The organism is Roseibium sp. Sym1 (genome assembly GCF_027359675.1).
GTDB lineage: Bacteria > Pseudomonadota > Alphaproteobacteria > Rhizobiales > Stappiaceae > Roseibium.
Genome location: NZ_CP114786.1, coordinates 1,667,732 through 1,686,118 on the forward strand (window position 1 = coordinate 1,667,732; position 18,387 = coordinate 1,686,118).

The following is an 18,387-nucleotide window of genomic DNA, read 5'->3' on the forward strand; positions in this document are numbered from 1 at the left end:
CATGGATCTCTTTCTCTGGGTCAAGGCCCTTCATGTGATTTCGGTGATCGCCTGGATGGCCGGCATGCTCTATCTGCCGCGGCTGTTTGTCTATCATGTCGATGCCGAACCGGGATCCGTTCAGTCGGAGACCTTCAAGGTGATGGAGCGGCGGCTTTTGAAGGCGATCATCAATCCGGCAATGATCGCGGCCTGGGTTTTCGGCCTGTGGATGGCGTGGGAGCTTGCAGCCTGGCATGACGGCTGGTTCCACGCGAAGTTCGCACTGGTACTGATCATGTCCGGTGTCCACGGTCATCTCAGCCGTTGCGTAAAGACCTTCGCCAGGGATGAAAACACGCGGACGGCGCGTTACTACCGGATTTTGAACGAGGTTCCGACCGTGCTCATGATCGGCATCGTCATCTTCGTGATCGTCAAGCCGTTCTGAAAACCGGCAACAGACTGACGAAGGGCAGCCGCCTTTGTGGCTGCCTTTTTCATGTCCGGCAGAGGCTTGTCGGAGCTCAAAAAAGCGGCAGATTTCCCGGCTTGCGCTTTAAACCAAAACAACGTATCTTCCGCGCATCTTCAAACGGTGCAGCGTTCGTTTTCAGTCGTTCCACAGGCGCCGTACAATCTGGACACGTCTAAAAGTCTCTCAGATATCTTCTGGCCGATCTTCTTCTACCGGCGCAGAACGACCTTCCAAACATCATCCATAACAAAACTAAGAAAACCCCAATTCGATGCGGGAAATGAAACTCAAAGACCTAAAAGAAAAAACACCGACGGAGCTGCTCCAATTCGCAGAGGAGCTTGAAGTCGAAAACGCCAGCACCATGCGCAAGCAGGAGCTGATGTTCGCCATCCTGAAGAACCTCGCGGCTCAGGAAGTGGATATTATCGGCGAAGGTGTCGTCGAGGTGCTGCAGGACGGCTTCGGCTTCCTCCGCTCCCCCGATGCCAACTATCTGCCCGGACCGGACGACATATATGTGTCTCCTTCGCAGATCCGCCGATTCTCCCTGCGGACAGGGGACACTGTCGAAGGGCAGATTCGCAGCCCCAAGGAAGGCGAGCGGTATTTCGCCCTTCTGAAGGTGAACACGATCAATTTCGAGGATCCCGAGAAGGCCCGGCACAAGGTCCATTTCGACAACCTGACGCCGCTTTATCCGGATGAACGTTTCCGGATGGAGATCGAGGATCCGACCATCAAGGACCTGTCTTCCAGGGTCATCGACCTGGTTGCGCCGCTCGGCAAGGGCCAGCGCGCCCTGATCACCGCGCCGCCGCGCACCGGTAAGACGGTCTTCCTTCAGAACATCGCCAAGTCGATTACGACGAATCACCCTGAATGCTACTTGATCGTTCTTCTGATCGACGAACGTCCGGAAGAAGTCACGGACATGCAGCGGACCGTGGATGGTGAAGTCGTTTCGTCGACCTTCGATGAGCCGGCCTCACGCCATGTCCAGGTCGCCGAGATGGTGATTGAAAAGGCCAAGCGCTTGACCGAGCACGGCCGTGATGTTGTCATCCTGCTCGATTCCATCACCCGCCTTGGCCGCGCCTACAACACGGTGGTGCCGTCCTCGGGCAAGGTCCTGACCGGTGGTGTCGATGCCAACGCGCTGCAGCGGCCGAAACGGTTCTTCGGTGCCGCGCGTAACATCGAAGAGGGTGGTTCGCTGACCATCATCGCGACCGCGCTGATCGATACCGGCAGCCGCATGGACGAAGTCATCTTCGAAGAGTTCAAGGGCACGGGTAACTCCGAAATCATCCTGGACCGCAAGATCTCCGACAAGCGCGTCTATCCGGCAATCGACATCCAGCGCTCCGGTACCCGCAAGGAAGAGCTGCTGGTTCCGCACGAGCGGCTCAAGAAAACCTTCGTTCTGCGCCGGATCCTCAATCCGATGGGCACGGTCGACGCGGTCGAGTTCCTGCTCGACAAGCTGAAGCAGACCAAGTCCAACGACGAGTTCTTCGACAGCATGAACACCTGATCTCCTTCGAATCGGATGGTTTGCAAAGGCGCGGCCCCTTAAGGGTTCGCGCCTTTACTTTTTGTTAAGGTTCGCTGTTTCACGTGAATCCGCCTTTCTTTGATTCGGATCCGTTTCATGTCCAAGACATTTCTGCTCCAGACAGAGCGTCTGATCCTGCGTCCGTGGAAGGACGGGGACCTCGATCCTTTTGCCGAAATGTGTGCCGACCCGGAGGTGATGCGCTATTTTCCGGATCCCTGGACGCGGGAGCGGTCCGAGCTTCTGATCACCAAATGCAGGATCAAGCTGGAGGCTGAAGGATATTGCCTGGCAGCGGTGCAGGAAAAGGACGGAGGTGACTTTCTCGGTTTTGTCGGTCTCAACAGTTCGAACCCCGACATGCCTCTGCCGTTTGATCCGAGCGTCGAAATCGGCTGGCGTCTCAAACGTAGTGCTTGGGGAAAAGGCTACGCCAGCGAGGCTGCCCGGGCATGGCTTCGATTCGGATTTGAAACGGTCGGCCTGGATGAAATCGTCTCCTTCACGATTCCCGACAATTTGCCGTCCCGGAAGGTCATGCAACGGATCGGCATGACACGGGACCTTGCGGGTGACTTCAGACACCCCGCGATCCCCGAAGACCATCCTTGTTCGTGGCATGTGCTTTACCGGCTGACAAGGTCGGACTGGGAGAAGCAAACCGGCTGACCTGCGTTATCAGGGCGTGCGGGATTCACGTGAAACACCGGGGACAACACGGTCCGAGACCGTCGTTCTGTTTCACGTGAATCCTCGATTTTGAATCGGTTCCGATACGGCAAAGACCCAAGTTCCGTAGAGCCTCTCTGCAAACAGGAGCGTCATCCTGAGGAAGCGCGCAGCGCTGTCCCGAAGGATCGGCTGTTTGTTCCGTGGAGTTCCTGGCCCATCCTTCGAGACGGTCCCGGCGGACCTCCTCAGGATGACGATAGTGGGGTGGCGAGGTAGGTCGAGTATGCGACTGACTGATTGTAGAATCACGAGAACCGCGATTCTGAATTGGTTCCGATTTGCAATTCCTTGGCTGGCAAAGCCTTGCTTCAAACAACACCGTCATCCTGCGAAAGCGCGAAGCGCTGTCTCGAAGGACGGGCCGCTTGTTCTGTGGAGTTTTTGACTCACCCTTCGAGAGGGTACTGGCGCAACCCCTCAGATTGACCAAAGCGGGGGGTGGTGAGGTGGGTCGAGTATGCGACTGCGTGACTTGATTCACGTGAAACATCTCTTCCCAAAGCAACGGGAAAAGCGGCCATGAGGTCGATTCGCCGGCGGAACGGAAAGCGGACGATCTTCCGGTCGGCGGCAAGACTTGATAAAGAGGCGGTCGATCTTTCCCGGCAAGATTTTACGAGGACACATGGCAGACACGATCTTTGCGCTTTCCAGCGGGGCGGTGCCGTCCGGTGTTGCGGTGATCCGGGTATCCGGTCCGCGGACCAGGGAGGTCGTCGAATGCCTGGCCGGGCGGCTGCCGGAACCGCGCAAGGCCATGCTGGCACGGCTGGCTCATCCACAGACCGGCGACGTTCTGGATGAGGCGCTTGTGCTCTATTTCGAAGGACCGGGAAGCTTTACCGGCGAGGACGTCGCCGAGTTCCAGTGCCATGGCGGCCGGGCCGTGGTCAGTGGCTTGCTGTCGGTGCTTGGCGGTTTCGAGACGTGCCGCCCGGCGGAGGCGGGGGAGTTTACACGGCGGGCCTTTGACCGCGGCCGCATGGACCTGACCGAGGTCGAGGGTCTTGCGGACCTGATCGCCGCAGAGACCGAGAGCCAGCGCCGGCAGGCGCTGCGGCAGATGGGGGGTGCGCTCGGGTCCCTCTACGAGGACTGGCGCAAGCGCCTCATACACATGCGGGCCATGATCGAGGCGGATTTCGATTTTGCCGATGAAGAGGATATTCCGGGCAGCGTTGCCGACGAGGTCTGGGTGGAAGCCGGTGAGCTGCATGATGAGATTGCCGATCACCTTGTCAAATCCAGAAACGGCGAGCGGCTGCGTTCGGGCCTGCAAGTGGTTCTGATGGGGGCACCGAATGCCGGCAAGTCGAGCCTGCTGAATGCCATCGCCGGCCGGGATGTTGCGATCGTCACCGAGGAAGCCGGAACCACGCGGGACGTGATCGAAGTGCATCTCGACCTTGGAGGTTATCCCGTTACCCTGGTGGATACGGCCGGGTTGCGGCAGACAGAGGGAGTTGTTGAAAGGGAGGGTATTCGTCGGGCGGAGGAAAGAGGGCGTTCGGCCGACCTGATCCTCTGGGCGGTTGAGCCGGATGGTGTTGAACTGGATGACGTCTCGGCCGGTCTTCCGGACGATTTGCGCAACAATGTGCCTGTCTGGACGGTGCGCACGAAGCGCGATCTTGAGACTCTTCCGGAACGAGACTCTTCCGGAAGGATCCAGGAAATTGCTTGCTCCATTAAAGATACTGACGGCATGATCACCTTGTTTAGCCGGTTGACCCGTTTTGCCGAGGAAACGATTTCCCTGGGCGAGGCACCACTGGCAACACGGGAACGGCACCGGCACTGTTTGAAGGAATGCCTCGCGGGGCTTCGGACGGCCGTCGACTCGCACCATCTGCCGACCGAACTTCGGGCGGAGGACCTGCGCCGGTCAGCGGATGCCCTTGGGAGGATCACGGGGCGCATCGATGTGGAGGATCTTCTCGATGTCATCTTCCGGGATTTCTGCATCGGCAAGTGAGCTGTTTCACGTGAATCATATCAGGGATTCGAAGGATCGATTCAGAACCGGAACATGTTTCACGTGAATCAGGTTCGCGGTCGTCGAGCATGATGCCGGTCATACGGCGGGGGTCTGATATGCGCGCCGGATTTCCACTTTGACCCGAAGGCGCCGGGGACGTATAAGTCTCGCCGATGATGTGCCGGTCAAATCGGCCTGTGATAGTCTGGCGATTGCGCCGGACACCGACCCTTAGAAAAACCGATCCGGACAAAGCCGGGCCCGAGGTGACAGCCGGAGCCCTGTGAGCGGTAGAGATTATGAACGACCAGGAAATGACATTCGACGTTGTGGTGATCGGCGGTGGCCATGCCGGCTGCGAGGCGGCAAGTGCTGCGGCACGCGCCGGCGCCGGGACCGCCCTGGTGACCCACCGCTTCGACACGATCGGAGTGATGTCCTGCAACCCGGCCATCGGCGGTCTGGGGAAGGGGCATCTTGTTCGTGAAATCGATGCGCTGGATGGTTTGATGGGCCGGGTGGCGGATCAGGGCGGTATCCAGTTTCGCATGCTCAACCGGCGCAAGGGCCCGGCGGTTCGCGGACCGCGGGCCCAGGCCGACCGCAAGCTCTATCGGGAAGCCATGCAGCGGGAGATCGCGGCGACTGACGACCTGACTGTCGTCGAGGGCGAAGCTTTCAAAATCCGCTTTGACGGAGACGGTGACGCACGCGCCGTTGCCGGCCTGGAGCTGGCCGATGGCCGGGTCATTCACTGCAAGGCGGTGGTCCTGACCAGTGGCACCTTCCTGCGCGGCTTGATCCATATCGGCGACAGGAAAATTCCTGCGGGCCGTTCCGGGGAAGCACCGGCTCTCGGCCTGTCGGAGTCGCTCGAGGAAATCGGATTTGACCTCGGTCGCCTGAAGACCGGCACGCCGGCGCGCCTCGATGGCCGCACCATTCACTGGGACCGGTTGGAGGAACAGCCGGGCGACGACGATCCGATCCCGTTTTCCACGCTGACCGACAGGATCGAAACACCGCAGATCCCCTGCCACATCACGAGGACGACGCCGGAAACCCACGAGATCATCCGGGAGAACCTGTCGCGCTCGGCGATGTATTCAGGCGAGATCAAGGGGCGGGGGCCGCGCTATTGTCCGTCGATCGAGGACAAGATCGTTCGTTTCGGCGATCGGGACGGTCATCAGATATTCCTGGAGCCGGAAGGGCTGGATGACCACACGGTCTATCCGAACGGCATTTCCACCTCGTTGCCGGAAGATGCGCAGCTGGCGTTCCTCAGGACCATTCCGGGTCTTGAGGATGTCGAGGTGATCCAGCCTGGCTATGCCATTGAATATGACCATGTCGATCCGCGCGAGCTCAGGCCGACCCTGGAAGCCAGGCGCTGCGCGGGGCTCTACCTGGCCGGTCAGATCAACGGCACGACGGGCTATGAAGAGGCGGGCGCACAGGGTCTCGTGGCAGGCCTTAACGCTGCCTTTCAGGTGGCGGGCAAGGCGCCGTTCGTCGTGGACAGGTCCCAGGGATATATTGGCGTGATGATCGACGACCTGATCACCCGCGGCATCACCGAGCCCTATCGCATGTTCACATCCCGTGCCGAATACCGGCTGTCGCTCCGGGCGGACAATGCCGACCAGCGCCTGACACCGCTGGGGATTGAAGCCGGGTTTGTTTCGGAAAGCCGGCGCTCGGCCTTCGAGACGAAGATGGCGAAGATTGCCCAGGCGCGCGACCTGCTGAAGCGCCTGACCGTGACGCCGTCGGAGGCCCGGAAGAAGGGGCTTCCCGTGAACCAGGACGGTGTCCGCCGTTCCGCGTTTGACCTGTTGTCCTACCCGAATGTCACCTATGAGGGACTGACGGGCGTGTGGCCGGAACTCGGCGAGATCGATCCGGCAATTGCCGAGCAGGTGGCGACCGATGCGCTTTATGCCGTTTACCTGGACCGTCAGACGGCCGATATCGAAGCCCTCAAGCGGGACGAAGCCTTGAAAATCCCCGATGGTTTCGACTACGAAGCGATTACGGGGCTCTCCAACGAGGTCAAGCAGAAGCTGTCGGATATAAGGCCGGCGACCCTGGGCCAGGCCTCGCGCATGGACGGCATGACCCCGGCAGCGCTGACATTGATCCTGTCGCATCTGAAACGCCAGGACCAGCGGGGCGCCGCCTGATGGGCCGTCAGCCGGTGTTGAACAGTTCTGGACAGGCTGTGTATAAGTTTGGGGATGTTTCACGTGAAACGTTGGAGCGCCTGCAGGTCTATGTCGACCTGGTTTTGAAGTGGCAACCCGCGCAAAACCTCATTGCGCCGTCGACCATTCCCGATATCTGGACCCGGCATGTGGCCGACAGCCTGCAGACCCAGTGGAGTTATCCAGAGGCCCGGACCTGGGTGGATATCGGCAGTGGCGGCGGTTTCCCCGGCGTGGTCACCGCCATTCTGCTGGCGGACGAACCGGACGCCCATGTGCACATGATCGAAAGCAATCAGCGCAAGGCGGCGTTCTTGCGAACGGCCCTCAGGGAAACCGGCTCGAAAGGGACCGTGCATCCGGGCCGGATCGAATCGGTTGCGAAAACATGGACACATGGCCCGGTGGACGCGGTGTCTGCGCGTGCGCTGGCCTCGCTGGATCTGCTTTTGCAGCTCGCCGAGCCGTTCACGGCGCAAGGGGCCAAAGCTGTTTTCCACAAAGGTCAGGATTTTCAGAGAGAAGTTAACGAAGCCTCTGCCCGTTGGCACTTCGACATGGTAGAAAAAGAAAGCCTTATTGATCCAATGAGCCGGATGCTTCTCTTCTCCAATATTTCAGCCCGGCCGGAGTAGCCCAGGAAGGTATTGTTGCAATGAGCATGCTTCCAGACAAGCCGCGTGTCCTTGCGCTGGCGAACCAGAAGGGTGGGGTGGGAAAGACCACGACCGCCATCAATCTCGGCACGGCGCTGGCAGCCATCGGTGAAAAAGTCCTGGTGATCGATCTCGATCCCCAGGGCAATGCCTCGACCGGTCTCGGCATCGAACACCGGGACAGGGAACTGTCGACCTATGAAATCCTGAGCGGCGACTGTTCTCTGGCGGAAGCCGTGCGCGAGACCGCCGTGCAACGCCTTTGGGTGGCGCCGTCGACCATGGACCTTCTCGGTCTTGAGCTTGAAATTGCCTCGACCGGTGACCGGGCCTTCCGGCTGCGCAATGCCATCGAGGGGCTGACCCGTTCGCGCCTGTTCCAGGAGATCGGCTTTACCTATGTGCTGGTCGATTGCCCGCCATCGCTGAATCTCCTGACCATCAACGCGCTGTCGGCATCCCATTCCATTCTTGTGCCGTTGCAATGCGAGTTCTTTGCGCTGGAAGGTCTCAGCCAGCTGCTCAGCACTGTCGAACAGGTCAAGAACGCGCTCAATGCCGAGCTCAGCATTCATGGCATCGTTCTGACCATGTATGACAGCCGCAACAATCTTTCCAGCCAGGTGGTCGCCGACGTGCGCGAGACCATGGGCGACGCGGTCTATGACACCATCATTCCGCGCAATGTTCGCATTTCGGAAGCGCCATCCTACGGCAAGCCGGCCCTGCTTTATGATCTCAAATGTGCGGGCAGCCAGGCCTATCTGCGCCTGGCGTCCGAGATCATCCAGCGTGAGCGCGAACTGCGCAAGGTTGCCGCCTGACGGCGGTCATTGGATTCGGGTCCGAATTGACAATTCCGGTCCGCGGCGGTTGAAAAGATCCGTCGTCGCGGATTAAGGTATTGGAATATAAGAAGAAAAAGGTGCGGTATGGCGGAGAAAGACGTCAAGAACAAACGTTTGGGCCGGGGTCTTGCGGCCCTGATCGGGGATTCCGCCCCGGAAGCATCCGCGCCGCCTGAAAAGATCGTCAGGGACAGCCGCAAGGTCCCGATCGAGCACCTCGAACCGAACCCGCGCAACCCGCGCAAGACGTTTACCGAAAAGGATCTTGCGGATCTCGCAGAATCCTTGAAGGCCAAAGGCATCGTCCAGCCGATCCTGGTGCGTCCGGCCGCGGGCAAGGCCGACAGGTTCGAGATCATTGCGGGCGAGCGTCGCTGGCGGGCCGCGCAGAGGGCCGGACTGCATGAAGCACCCATCATCATCCGCGACGTTACCGATCAGGAAGCGCTTGAGCTTGCCATCATCGAAAACGTGCAGCGCGCAGATCTCAATCCGATCGAAGAAGCGATGGGCTACGAGCAGCTGACGGCGGAATTCAGCTACAGCCAGGGCGAACTTGCCAAGGTGATCGGCAAGAGCCGCAGCCATGTCGCCAACACCATGCGGCTCCTGAAACTGCCCAATTCCGTGAAGGACTACCTGGCGGAGGGGCTGCTGACAGCGGGTCATGCCCGGGCGCTGATCACCGTCGACGATCCGGCCGCGCTGGCCGAACTGATTGTCGAGAAGGGCCTGACGGTCCGCGACGCGGAAAAGATCTCCCAGGATCCGGATGCGCTGGCCAAGCTCAAGGGAGACAAGGCGCCCTCTGCCAAACCGGAAAAAGACGCCGATACCAAGTCGCTGGAAAAACGTCTGACCGATTCGCTGGGTCTGAAGGTGACCGTCGGTCACAAGCCGGGCAAGGAATCAGGCGACCTGAAGATCAAGTACACCTCGCTGGAACAGCTCGACGAGCTGTGCAAGAAGCTGGGTGTCGAGACGCGGTAAGTTTCTGATATTGCTGGTTTTTAGAAGCCGGAGCCGTCATGCGGTCTCCGGTTTTTTGTTGGCCTGCCTGACGCCGCTGCATCCTACCACCGTTGTCCTGAGGAGGACCGTAAGGTCCGTCTCGAAGGATGGGCTGCTTCTTCAGGAGTATGCCGTTGATCCTTCGAAACGGACGCAAAAGCGCTCCTCGGGATGACGGTGGTGGGTGTAGTTAGTGAATTGAAAACAAAAGAGAAATACGTTCAGTAGGCCTGCTACCGCCGTTGGCTGCGGGCCCTGGCTGCGCGCCCTACGGTCAGCAAGGCTTCGGACAGCACGGGGACGCCGAGCGCGTCGTTGAGACGCGAGACGCGTGTGGCTTCGCTCAGGATGCCCATGGCCCGTTCCAGGTCCTTCAGCGACCAGATCCGCAATTGCTGGGAAAATCTCGGCTTGCGCGAAAAGAAGATCGGTGGCCGTTGGCCGTCGATGACGGACTGCGCCGGCTTTCCTGCGTCGATATCGATTCGCATCCGGTGCAGGTGCTGGAAATGCTTCAGGGTCTGGTTGGCGATCACCGAGGCCTTGGAACCGGCGTCAGCCAGGCGTTCGAGGCCGTGATCGAGCATGGCAAGGTCGCCGCCGGCGGCCGCGTCGATCAGTTCGGACATCTCGAAGGCAGAGGCGTCACCGATAATGGCTTCGATGTCATCGGTCTCGATCCGGCCCTTGTTCAGCGCATAGAGGCACAGCTTTTTCAGTTCGCCGCGGCTGGCCATGCGGTCGCCGCCGAGGAGGCTGTGAAGCGCCGCGCGTGCCTCGCGGGTGATCGACAGGCCGGCTTCGCGGGTTTCCTCGTCGATCAGCTGGTCGATACCGCGGTCATTGTCGGCGTAACAGGGCAGTGCGACCGCCCGTTTGTGGGTCTCGACCAGTTTCCGCAGGCCGGCCCCCTTCTTGATGTCGCCGGCTTCCAGGACAACGAGCGTCTGCCAGTCGTCGAGCTTCAGCACGGGTTCCACGGCCGGATTGAGGTTCTTGCCGCTGGCGTCCTTGACCCAGACGATCCTGCGGCCGCCGAACAGGGGCACGGTCAGGACCTCGTCGATCAATCGATTCGGATCCGAGCTGATGTCGGATGCATCGATCTTGATGAGATTGAACGGGTCGCTGTCGCCCTCGGACGCCTTGGTGACCAGACGGGTAGCTCGTTCGGCGACAAGTCCGGTGTCGGGGCCGAACACGAGAACGACGCCGCCTGCCTCCGGGGGATTGGCAATGTACCGGTCAATCTCGGCGGCTTTGAGAACGGTCACGGCCGATCAGCTCCCCGGCGGATGTCAGGACTGGCTGGCAAAGAAGCCGGCAATCCGTGCGGCAATGTCGTCGGCGACCGCCTTGGCGACCCGCTCCTGGGCGTCGCGGTAGGCACGCTTGTTGGCAAAGCGCTGGCTGGAGAAGTCATAGGAAGCGGATTTGAAGGCGCGTCCCGTCATCAGCGTCTCATCGGTGGCAAGGTCGCTGAGTACGAAGGTCGAATTCATCGTGGTCGTATAGGCGGAGGGCACGTCGGCGAAACGCTCGACGCCGACTTCCGAACTGCCGACATCCACCAGAACCTTCAGGCGATACTTTTTCGGAGGTGCTCCCGCGCCGCGTTCGAAGCGGTAGGTGAGTTCGTTGTAAAGCACCCGAGCTGCGTCATCGTTGGCGTATTGGTTGCTGATCGAATCAAGGTCGATCGCCGCAAGTTCCGCCGCCACTGGTGACTGGACCGTGCCGAAATCTCCGGTACCGGTGCCGTAGAGCGGCCGGACCTGGCATCCGCTCAAGACCGTTGCTGCAGCAAATGCGACGCAAAGGGCGGCGCGGCGCATTGCGCCGCCGGTCTGGAAGATGTTGTCAAACAACGACATTCACGATCCTTTGCGGTACCACGATGATCTTTTTCGGCGGCTTGCCCTCAAGTGCCTTCCTGACGGCTTCGAGTGCCAAGGTAGCCGCTTCGACCTCCTCTTTGGAAGCCTCTTTTGCAATGGAGAGTTCGGCGCGTTTCTTGCCATTGATCTGGACCGGGTAGGTGACGCTGTCGTCGACCAGCAGAGCATCTTCCGGTTCCGGCCAGTTGACCTCCGAAATCAGGTTGTCGTGACCCAGGGCCGACCAGCATTCCTCTGCCAGGTGCGGCATCATCGGCGCCATCATCTGCACCAGGTAATCGGCAGCCTCGCGGACCGCGAACTCGGTGCCGGAATCGTCCGCACCGTCATTGAAGGTCTTGCTGATCGTGTTGACCAGTTCGTAGAGCCGGGCGACGGCGCGGTTGAAGCCGAGGTTTTCCAGATCGCCGGTGACCGCGTGCAGGGTCTTGTGGCAGGCACGGCGCAGGTCGAGCGCCTTGCCGTCAACTTCCGGTGCGCGGCCGCTGCGCGGTTCGATCTTCTCGGCGATGTCGCCGATCAGACGCCAGACACGCTGGACGAAGCGCCAGGCGCCCTGGACACCGTCCTCGGTCCAGATCACGTCGCGCTCGGGCGGGCTGTCGGACAGCATGAACCAGCGGGCAGTGTCGGCACCGTAAGTATCGATGATGTCGGTCGGATCAACGGTGTTCTTCTTCGACTTAGACATCTTTTCAATCGAGCCGATGGTGACGTCCTCGCCCGTTTCCACGAGCACTGCGCGTCGTTTGCCGTCAACATCTTCGATCCGAATGTCTGCCGGGGCGACCCAGCGGCCGTTGGCGCCTTCACCGGCACGGTAGGTTTCGTGCGTGACCATGCCTTGCGTGAACAGGCCCTTGAACGGTTCCTTCAGGTCGAGCGCGCCGACCTTCTGCATGGCCCGGGTGAAGAAGCGGGAATAGAGCAGGTGCAGGATCGCGTGCTCGATGCCGCCGATATACTGGTCGACCGGCAGCCAGCCGTTTGCGGCGTCAGGGTCGGTCGGCTGGTCACAGTCCGGAGCGGTGAAACGGGCGAAATACCAGGAGCTGTCGACAAACGTGTCCATGGTATCGGTCTCGCGCCGTGCCGGCTTGCCGCAGCTCGGGCAGGTCGTGTCGCGCCAGGTCGGGTGACGATCGAGCGGATTGCCCGGCTTGTCGAAATTGATGTCGTCCGGCAGCTGCACCGGCAGGTTCTCGTCCTTCTCCGGCACCATGCCGCAATCGTCGCAGTGAATGACCGGGATCGGGCAGCCCCAGTAGCGCTGGCGCGAAATGCCCCAGTCGCGCAGGCGGTAGTTCACCTGGCGTTCGCCCTGCGGCGCACCGTCCACCGCGATCGATTCCAGCTTCTGCGCGATGGCTTCCTTGGCGTCCGGGATGGAGAGCCCGTCCAGGAAATCGGAATTGAAGATGGTGCCGTCGTCCGTGAAGGCTTCGTCGCCGACATAGAAGGTGGCGGCGTCGGCGTCCTTCGGCAGCACGACCGGCTTTACGTCGAGGCCGTATTTGCGGGCGAAATCGAGGTCGCGCTGGTCATGGGCCGGGCAGGCGAAGATCGCGCCGGTGCCGTAGTCCATCAGGATGAAGTTGGCGACATAGACCGGCAACTCCAGCGAGGCGTCCAGAGGATGCCTGACGCGCAGGCCGGTGTCGATGCCCTTTTTCTCTGCTTTTTCAATAGCTTCTTCAGAAGTTCCGACCCTGCGGCATTCTTCGATGAAGGCTTTCAGCTCCGGGTTGTTCTCCGCCAGTTTCACCGAGATCGGGTGGTCCGGCGACAGGCCCATGAAGGACGCGCCGAACAAGGTGTCCGGACGGGTGGTGAAGATTTCGAGCGTCTTGTCGCCGGTCGGTGCCGCCTCGGTGAACTCGAAACGCACGCGCAGGCCCTCTGACCGGCCGATCCAGTTCTTCTGCATCAGCCGGACCTTGTCCGGCCAGCGGTCGAGCGTGTCGATCGCTTCCAGCAGGTCTTCCGAATAGTCGGAGATCTTGAAGAACCACTGGGTCAGTTCACGCTGTTCCACCAGCGCGCCGGAGCGCCAGCCGCGGCCGTCGATCACCTGCTCGTTCGCAAGCACCGTCATGTCGACCGGGTCCCAGTTGACCTTGGCGTTCTTGCGGTAGACCAGGCCCGCTTCCAGGAATTTCAGGAACAGGCGCTGCTGCTGGGTGTAATAGCCGACATCGCAGGTGGCGAATTCCCGGCTCCAGTCGAGGGACAGCCCCATGATCTTGAGCTGGTCGCGCATGGTGGCGATGTTTTCGTAGGTCCAGTCCTTGGGATGGACCTTGTTCTGCATGGCCGCGTTTTCCGCCGGCATGCCGAAGGCGTCCCAGCCCATCGGGTGAAGGACGTTGAAACCCTTGGCACGCTTGAAGCGGGCAACCACGTCGCCCATGGCGTAATTGCGCACATGGCCCATGTGGATGCGGCCGGACGGGTAGGGGAACATTTCCAGGACATAGTATTTGTCCCGGGGATCGTCGTTGTGGGTGACGAAGACGTCCTTGTCGTTCCAGATCTTCTGCCAGCGCGCTTCCACTTCGCGCGCATTGTACCGTTCCGTTGCCATCCAGTGTGCCGTTTGTTCTTGCCGCCGGACCCGGCGGATTTGCTGAAATGATTGACTGCCGGACTGTCACCAGAAATCGTGTCCGCGGTCAACATGCGAGAAGCGAATGATCTTGCAGGTGCCTGTTTATGTCGCAATGCCGCATTCGTAAAGTATCGGGGCCGGATCTAGCCGGATTTCCGGTGCTGGCGCCAGGGCGGAGGGCTTGAGATGTCGGGGGATGCGGTCACCCGTGACGGAACTTGCACTTGAGATTACTTGCCCGCCGGGCATAAGAGAAAGGCCCCTGTCCGATCACGGAAGTCCCGAGGAAACACCATGAACGCCGCCACAGACCGTCTTGAGACCGTGAAAGCGGACATCCGCGATGCGGAACGCGACCATGGCCGGGATCCGGGATCCGTTACCCTGATCGCGGTTTCAAAGACCTTTGAAGCGGATGACATCCGGCCCGTTCTGGGCGCGGGTCAGCGGGTTTTCGGTGAAAACCGGGTGCAGGAAGCGATGCACAAGTGGCCGGGCCTGCGCGAGGAATTTGCCGATATCGAACTTCATCTGATCGGACCGCTCCAGTCGAACAAGGCCAAGGAAGCGGTGGCCACGTTTGATGTCGTTCACACAGTGGACCGGCCGAAGATCGCCAAGGCGTTGAAAGCCGAGATGGACAAACAGGACCGGCATCTGCCCTGTTTCATCCAGGTCAACACCGGCGAAGAACCGCAAAAGGCCGGTATTGCTCCAAGGGACGTCGACGATTTTGTCCGGTATTGCCGGGACGAGGTCGGGCTGAACATTGTCGGCCTGATGTGCATTCCGCCGGTGGAGGAAGCACCCGGAGAACATTTCGCGCTGCTGGAAAAGATCGCCAGGCGCAACGGTCTCGCGCAGCTCTCCATGGGCATGTCCGCGGACTACTCCGTCGCCGTCGGTTTCGGCGCCACCCATGTCCGGGTCGGTTCGGCGATTTTTGGCTCGCGCGATTACGCGTGACCGCGATCCAGTGGCAGACAGGACCCTGGTGTAATACACCGGTTGTTTTTGGGTAAACTATAAAGAACTTTATTTTCAATATCTTATCGAGAAAACGAAGATATTCACCAGCCGCAGTTTCGCCCGAAATCATCAAAAGTGACAATATTCCGACTGGCCTGTGGCTGATCGTAATACTCCGACACAACATTGCCCCGAAGGTTCCAAAGAGCGGCCCTTTGACGGTCGCGATCGCTCAGCACAGTTTGCCCCGTTCCGGTTCGGCGGGTCGCAGGGGCCCGGCGGACAGACGGAACAGCGGGACCGTCCGCCGCCAAGAGGCGGCACAGTGGGGACGGCCCGAAACGACCCAAACAGTTGGAGGTCATATCATGTCCAAACGTCTTACGGCTGCTCTTCTCATCGGTGCATTCACCGTGTCTTCCGCGGCGCTCGCCCAGGGCATGTCCTTTCAGGCGGTCGACAGCGACCAGGACGGCTTCGTGAGCTTCGAGGAAATCACAGCCGCCGTGCCGACCATGTCGGAAGACCTTTTCAATGCAGCCGATGCCAACCAGGACAGCCTCCTGGATCCGGAAGAGTTCGCGACCGTTCAACCGTAATTGCGGCATCGGGCGATCCCCCCAACAGGTTGGTTCAACCTCCAGGTCGCCTGATGTGAACGGACGCAAGAGAACCACCGCCGGAGGTCACGCCGGCGGTGGTTTTCTCCGTTTGGGGAGGTGGCTCGTCAGTCGCACCAGAAATCCGGCGTCAGCAGGAGAATGCCGCCGAGAATTTCCAGCCGGCCCAGGATCATCTCAAAAGCCAGGAACCACTTGGCGATTTCCGGCAGGGACTGGAAGGTGCCGGAGGGACCGATCGTGTCGCCGACGCCGGGACCGACATTGGCAAGTGCCGTGATCGACGCGCTCAGGGCGGTCTGAAGATCCAGTCCGAGGGCCATGTAGACCAGCGAAAAGGCCGCGAAGGCACCGGCATAGACAACGGCAAAGACGAAGACACCTTCCAGGACCGCGTTGGAGACGGACCGGCCCTGGTACTTCGTGTCGACGACCCTGTGGGGGCGGACCATGCGCTTCAGAAGGCCGCGGAAATGGCTGACCAGAATGGCAACGCGGAACATCTTGAAGCCGCCGGAGGTGGACCCTGCACAGCCGCCAAAGAAGGTCAGCACGAAGAAGATCGCGATGACGGCGGGTCCGAACTGAAGATAGTCGTTGGCCGCATAACCCGTGGTCGAAAGGACCGACACCACGTTGAACACGGCCAGGGTGAACATGTGGAACGGGGTGTCATGGACGATGTAACGTTCGAAATAGAAGACACCGAAGGCCGCCACCAGGACGATGGTCAGAAGCAGGGCGATCTGGACGTCGTAGGCCGCGCGTCGGCGCTCGATGCCGCGAATGAGGTAGAGAAACGGCACGCTGGAGGCGATCATGAACAGGATCGCCACCCAGTAGACGGCAATGCCCTGGAACTGGCCGAAGGACTGGTCGGAGGTCGAAAACCCGCCGGTCGATACCGTGGTCATGGCATGAACGATGGCTTCGAACAGCGTCATCCCGCACAGGACGTAAAGGGTGATGCAGGCCAGGCTGAGGCCCGCATAGAGCGCGAGCAGCCGGAAAATGAACGGACCGACATGGCCATAGGGCTTGTTGGCGGTTTCGGAGGTTTCCAGGGCGAAGAGCTGGCTGCCGCCGACCCTGAGGCCCGGCAACAGCCAGATACCTATGGCAATGACGCCGATACCGCCGACCCACTGCAGCAGGGCGCGCCACAACAGGATGCCTGGCGGCATGTCATCGAGACCCGTGAGGATCGTCGAGCCGGTCGTGGTCAGGCCGGACGCGGTTTCGAAAAAGGCGTCCGTGAAGCTGATGCCGAGCTCGCTGGCGTAAAGCGGAATGGCGCCGGCCAGGGAAAACACGAACCAGGCGGCATTCACGAAGATGATGGCCTCGCGGAAATTGCCCGGCGGCCGCTGGCCGTGAAAGGCGATGGTGGTCAGGACACCGGCAGTGGCCAGGACAACAGCGGAGATCAGAAACACCTGCCAGTCGGGATTCCTGGCGAAGACGTCCGCAATCGCCGGCAGGATCATCATCAGTGAAATCAGGATAAGCAGGCGTCCGATCGGCAACGCAATGGTGCGATAATTCATTGACGATTCATCCGGGCCGATCAGCAGACAAAGCCAGCAGGCATGCGTTTCAAAAGACCCTTCTTATCTGCCTGTGCAGTGCAAAATGCAAGGATTCTGGCGGGCGCTTTCGTCCGGGCGGGCAGGAAACGGCGGCAAGATCATTGGGGGCCGCGATCATAGTTGAGAAAACGTCAGTCTTTCCTAGCTGTGATCTATATTGACCCTCCCTGTGCCGTTTGCCAGACTGCCGCTGTTCATTGGGAGGAACATCATGAAAGTAATTTCCTGGGCCATGGGTGCTGCCCTGGCGCTCGGTCTTGCGGCCGGTTCGGCACAGGCCGCGGACACGACACTCCGCATTTCGCTGCAATTGCCGTTGACGAGCCATCTCGGCCAGAATTTGCAGCTGTTCAAGGAAGAAGTGGAGAAAAACTCAAACGGTGACATCGCCGTCGAGATCTACGATTCCGCGCAGCTCTACAAGGACAAGGAAGTCCCGGCGGCTGTCGGATCCGGTGCGATCGAGATGGGCGTCGCCTCGCTGACGCGTTATGTCGGCGATGTGCCCGCTGTCGACATTTTCTACCAGCCGTTCCTGTTCGACACGGAAGAAAAGGTCAGGGCCGCGGTTGCTCCGGGTTCGCCCGTGCGCGGACCGCTGGACGAGGCCATCAAGGAAACCGGGTCCACGGTCCTGTGGTGGCAGGCCTATGGCGGCGCGATCATGCTGTCCAACGACGCGGCGGTGAAAACGCCTGAGGACATGAAGGGCAAGAAGGTCCGTGTCTTCGGCAAGACCCTGGGCGATTTCGTAACGGCGGCCGGCGGTGCGCCGACGCTGATTTCCGGCTCCGAACAGTATCTCGCCTATCAGCGCGGCACGGTCGATATCGGCATGACCGGTGTTTCGGGCGTGAAATCGCGCAAGCTCTGGGACGTGATGGACACGATCACCGTCACCAACAACGCCGATATCGAGTTCATCGTCGTGGTGAACACCGATTTCTGGAACGGTCTTCCGGATGCACACAAGGAGATCATCCAGGCGGCGGCGCTGAAGGCGGAAGCGGATGTGCGTGATCGCATGTCGCAGATCGAGGCCAATGCCTATGCGGCGGCGGAAGAGAACGGCATGACCGTCTACACGCCGACGGCCGAGGAAATGGCCGCCTGGAAGGCCGTCAGCCAGCCTGTCTATGACGCCTATGTCGAAAAGACCGGCGATCTCGGCAAGTCCGTCATGGACGCCGCGAAGAAGCTCTGAGCTTCGCGTTTCCATTCGATTGAAACGGCCGGCTCTCAGCCGGCCGTTTCCC

General features: G+C 60.4%; 15 protein-coding genes. 11 read left to right on the forward strand and 4 right to left on the reverse strand.

Annotated features, from left to right (window positions below):
• Position 1: 1 nt before the first annotated feature.
• The 8 genes from hemJ to O6760_RS07615 all read left to right on the forward strand — a co-directional run bounded on the left by hemJ (position 2) and on the right by O6760_RS07615 (position 9,426).
• Positions 2 to 430, forward strand: coding sequence for a protoporphyrinogen oxidase HemJ (gene hemJ, locus O6760_RS07580; RefSeq protein ID WP_269584877.1), 429 nt, complete (start codon positions 2 to 4; stop codon positions 428 to 430).
• 298 nt (positions 431 to 728) lie between these two features.
• Positions 729 to 1,994, forward strand: a complete 1,266-nt coding sequence (gene rho / locus O6760_RS07585) for a transcription termination factor Rho (RefSeq protein ID WP_269584878.1) — start codon at positions 729 to 731, stop codon at positions 1,992 to 1,994.
• A gap of 117 nt (positions 1,995 to 2,111) precedes the next feature.
• Positions 2,112 to 2,684, forward strand: coding sequence for a GNAT family N-acetyltransferase (locus O6760_RS07590; protein WP_269584879.1), 573 nt, complete (start codon positions 2,112 to 2,114; stop codon positions 2,682 to 2,684).
• A gap of 688 nt (positions 2,685 to 3,372) precedes the next feature.
• Positions 3,373 to 4,722: a tRNA uridine-5-carboxymethylaminomethyl(34) synthesis GTPase MnmE gene (gene mnmE, locus O6760_RS07595; protein ID WP_269584880.1), complete on the forward strand. Its 1,350-nt coding sequence runs from the start codon at positions 3,373 to 3,375 to the stop codon at positions 4,720 to 4,722.
• Between the two features lie 299 nt (positions 4,723 to 5,021).
• Positions 5,022 to 6,911 carry a tRNA uridine-5-carboxymethylaminomethyl(34) synthesis enzyme MnmG gene (gene mnmG / locus O6760_RS07600; protein ID WP_269586229.1) on the forward strand — a complete coding sequence of 630 codons (1,890 nt, stop codon included), beginning with the start codon at positions 5,022 to 5,024 and terminating at the stop codon, positions 6,909 to 6,911.
• The gene (gene rsmG / locus O6760_RS07605) at positions 6,911 to 7,567 is read left to right on the forward strand and encodes a 16S rRNA (guanine(527)-N(7))-methyltransferase RsmG (RefSeq protein WP_442969863.1); all 657 of its coding nucleotides are present in this window, start codon (positions 6,911 to 6,913) and stop codon (positions 7,565 to 7,567) included. The genes mnmG and rsmG overlap by 1 nt, the downstream gene beginning before the upstream one ends.
• 20 nt (positions 7,568 to 7,587) lie before the next feature.
• The gene (locus tag O6760_RS07610) at positions 7,588 to 8,412 is read left to right on the forward strand and encodes a ParA family protein (protein WP_269584881.1); all 825 of its coding nucleotides are present in this window, start codon (positions 7,588 to 7,590) and stop codon (positions 8,410 to 8,412) included.
• Positions 8,413 to 8,520: 108 nt separating this feature from the next.
• Positions 8,521 to 9,426: a ParB/RepB/Spo0J family partition protein gene (locus O6760_RS07615; RefSeq protein WP_269584882.1), complete on the forward strand. Its 906-nt coding sequence runs from the start codon at positions 8,521 to 8,523 to the stop codon at positions 9,424 to 9,426.
• 254 nt (positions 9,427 to 9,680) lie between these two features.
• Here the strand turns inward: O6760_RS07615 and holA are convergent, their stop codons facing one another.
• From holA to leuS, 3 genes are read right to left on the reverse strand one after another with little or no spacing between them, the layout of a single operon-like run.
• Positions 9,681 to 10,721: a DNA polymerase III subunit delta gene (holA, locus tag O6760_RS07620; protein ID WP_269584883.1), complete on the reverse strand. Its 1,041-nt coding sequence runs from the start codon at positions 10,719 to 10,721 to the stop codon at positions 9,681 to 9,683.
• 24 nt (positions 10,722 to 10,745) lie between these two features.
• Positions 10,746 to 11,321: an LPS assembly lipoprotein LptE gene (gene lptE / locus O6760_RS07625; protein WP_269584884.1), complete on the reverse strand. Its 576-nt coding sequence runs from the start codon at positions 11,319 to 11,321 to the stop codon at positions 10,746 to 10,748.
• The gene (gene leuS / locus O6760_RS07630) at positions 11,308 to 13,929 is read right to left on the reverse strand and encodes a leucine--tRNA ligase (protein WP_269584885.1); all 2,622 of its coding nucleotides are present in this window, start codon (positions 13,927 to 13,929) and stop codon (positions 11,308 to 11,310) included. Before leuS ends, lptE begins: the two co-directional genes overlap by 14 nt.
• Positions 13,930 to 14,247: 318 nt before the next feature.
• On the opposite strand from leuS, the gene O6760_RS07635 reads away from it, so the two are divergent.
• Both O6760_RS07635 and O6760_RS07640 read left to right on the forward strand, forming a co-directional pair.
• Positions 14,248 to 14,919 carry a YggS family pyridoxal phosphate-dependent enzyme gene (locus tag O6760_RS07635; protein WP_269584886.1) on the forward strand — a complete coding sequence of 224 codons (672 nt, stop codon included), beginning with the start codon at positions 14,248 to 14,250 and terminating at the stop codon, positions 14,917 to 14,919.
• A 371-nt stretch (positions 14,920 to 15,290) separates the two neighbouring features.
• A complete protein-coding gene (locus O6760_RS07640) occupies positions 15,291 to 15,521 on the forward strand; it encodes a hypothetical protein (protein WP_269584887.1) in 231 nt (76 codons plus the stop codon).
• 128 nt (positions 15,522 to 15,649) lie between these two features.
• Here the strand turns inward: O6760_RS07640 and O6760_RS07645 are convergent, their stop codons facing one another.
• The gene (locus O6760_RS07645) at positions 15,650 to 17,089 is read right to left on the reverse strand and encodes a TrkH family potassium uptake protein (protein WP_269584888.1); all 1,440 of its coding nucleotides are present in this window, start codon (positions 17,087 to 17,089) and stop codon (positions 15,650 to 15,652) included.
• A 253-nt stretch (positions 17,090 to 17,342) separates the two neighbouring features.
• Between O6760_RS07645 and O6760_RS07650 the strand changes: the two genes are divergently transcribed.
• Positions 17,343 to 18,335 (forward strand): TRAP transporter substrate-binding protein, encoded by a 993-nt coding sequence (locus O6760_RS07650; protein ID WP_269584889.1) that lies wholly within the window; start codon positions 17,343 to 17,345, stop codon positions 18,333 to 18,335.
• Positions 18,336 to 18,387 lie beyond the last annotated feature (52 nt).

Bases quoted from the DNA above. Each gene is read 5' to 3' on its own strand.
- O6760_RS07635 (WP_269584886.1), top strand. From the start codon at position 14,248: ATGAACGCCGCCACAGACCGTCTTGAGACCGTGAAAGCGGACATCCGC.
- rsmG (WP_442969863.1), top strand. From the start codon at position 6,911: ATGGGCCGTCAGCCGGTGTTGAACAGTTCTGGACAGGCTGTGTATAAG.
- O6760_RS07590 (WP_269584879.1), top strand. From the start codon at position 2,112: ATGTCCAAGACATTTCTGCTCCAGACAGAGCGTCTGATCCTGCGTCCG.
- O6760_RS07645 (WP_269584888.1), bottom strand. From the start codon at position 17,089: ATGAATTATCGCACCATTGCGTTGCCGATCGGACGCCTGCTTATCCTG.
- lptE (WP_269584884.1), bottom strand. From the start codon at position 11,321: ATGTCGTTGTTTGACAACATCTTCCAGACCGGCGGCGCAATGCGCCGC.
- rho (WP_269584878.1), top strand. From the start codon at position 729: ATGCGGGAAATGAAACTCAAAGACCTAAAAGAAAAAACACCGACGGAG.
- mnmE (WP_269584880.1), top strand. From the start codon at position 3,373: ATGGCAGACACGATCTTTGCGCTTTCCAGCGGGGCGGTGCCGTCCGGT.
- O6760_RS07650 (WP_269584889.1), top strand. From the start codon at position 17,343: ATGAAAGTAATTTCCTGGGCCATGGGTGCTGCCCTGGCGCTCGGTCTT.
- O6760_RS07615 (WP_269584882.1), top strand. From the start codon at position 8,521: ATGGCGGAGAAAGACGTCAAGAACAAACGTTTGGGCCGGGGTCTTGCG.
- O6760_RS07640 (WP_269584887.1), top strand. From the start codon at position 15,291: ATGTCCAAACGTCTTACGGCTGCTCTTCTCATCGGTGCATTCACCGTG.
- hemJ (WP_269584877.1), top strand. From the start codon at position 2: ATGGATCTCTTTCTCTGGGTCAAGGCCCTTCATGTGATTTCGGTGATC.
- leuS (WP_269584885.1), bottom strand. From the start codon at position 13,929: ATGGCAACGGAACGGTACAATGCGCGCGAAGTGGAAGCGCGCTGGCAG.
- O6760_RS07610 (WP_269584881.1), top strand. From the start codon at position 7,588: ATGAGCATGCTTCCAGACAAGCCGCGTGTCCTTGCGCTGGCGAACCAG.